This is a genomic window from Vibrio sp. Vb0937 (assembly GCF_033338855.1).
The window spans coordinates 1-1,413 of the sequence record NZ_JAWOTK010000192.1 but is presented as its reverse complement, the minus strand read 5'-3'; the positions used below and the strand labels follow the sequence as shown (position 1 = coordinate 1,413).

The following is a 1,413-nucleotide window of genomic DNA, read 5'->3' as shown; positions in this document are numbered from 1 at the left end:
CCATGCGTTAGGTTTGGTGGTTAAGGTGGTATGCGGAAGCTTAGGTATTGCGTGCCTCACACCTTAACAAGGCGTTATATTAATTGGGAGGTAATAGTGACTTTTAGCTCGTTTCAATATGGCAAGTTTTGCTCAGATTTAGACTCATATCGCTTACATGCGCTTCTAGTCGAAGACTTCCTTGCGACACAAGTTACCGAGTTAAAAATCAAAATGCGGGATACAGGCTCTTTGCCAAGTGAAGTTACTCTTGAATCTCATGATGTAGACTTAGATGAAATCGAAAATATTTTTCCTTCAATTCAGCGTCGAGCAGAAGTAATAGTCTCTTATTCTGTTCTAGAGCATCAAATGCAGCAGTTATGTGAGACTTATGAAAACGCTATCGATAGTCCAATCAAACTAAAAGATCTCGCTTCTAATGGGATCATAGACCAATGTCAAAAGTATCTAGAAAAAATAGCGCTCGTAAACTTCCCGAAAAATAATGAAGCGTGGAAAGAAGTACTATTTATACAGCAAATTCGTAACAGCCTAGTTCATGCTGATGGAACAATAAAAACAGGCAATAAAGTTCTTCGAGGTTACATAAAGCAAAGTGAACATTTAGATATTACAGATGATAACAAAGTTATTTTACAGTCTGGTTTTACAGTGCATTGTGTCGATACATACTGCCATTTTTTGACAGATCTTTATGTCAGCGTGAGCGGTGAAAATTAATATAACAAGGCGTTCAAGAGGGATTCTCAACGCTTGGCATTTTCAGTTTGATTTAGCTTTAGTGTTTACGGCACAATGGTTTAGGTTCGGTGGTGGCGTTGTTCACCCCTTAACGCGGCGTTAGCTGCTTAGAGGAAAAATGATGATCCAAGATAAAGCTACATCAAGTTCCAATTACATAAGATTTATCGACAGAGTAATCGAAAATCGAACTGTTTGGGGACTTCAGCATCCTGATGGTGGTTGGGCAGTTTGTAATTCGAATCAGTGTCCAGACGCATTAGTTTATGTTTTTTGGTCAGATAGAGCATACGCAAGTCGGGTCGCAGTTGGTGATTGGGAGTTGTATGTCCCAAGTCCAATTAACCTAGATTCATTCGTTGATAATTGGCTAAAAGGTATTCATAGCGATGGACATCTTGTGGGTCTCAATTGGGATCCAAACCTGTGCGGTACAGAAGTTGTCGCAATTGATGTGGCAAAAATGTTGGTACGCAGCTAACAAACTGTTTAAGAGGGATTCACAACGCGTGGCATTTTTACTATGCGTTGGTTTTAGTGATTAAGGTGGTATGCGGTGGCATCGGTATTGCGTTGCTCACCCCTTAACAGAGCGTTAGCTGTTTGATTCTGCTTTTGCGCATTAGGCTATTTGCTTGTTGCTTAAAATTCGCGTCGCCCATCGAAAAG

General features: G+C 40.3%; 2 protein-coding genes. Both read left to right on the top strand.

What is annotated here, in order from left to right:
• Positions 1-96: 96 nt before the first annotated feature.
• Positions 97-723, top strand: a complete 627-nt coding sequence (locus tag R7P67_RS24335) for a hypothetical protein (protein WP_262639011.1) — start codon at positions 97-99, stop codon at positions 721-723.
• A gap of 139 nt (positions 724-862) precedes the next feature.
• Complete coding sequence (locus R7P67_RS24330; RefSeq protein WP_235429261.1) at positions 863-1,225, top strand: DUF2750 domain-containing protein; 363 nt, start codon at positions 863-865, stop codon at positions 1,223-1,225.
• Positions 1,226-1,413: the final 188 nt, after the last annotated feature.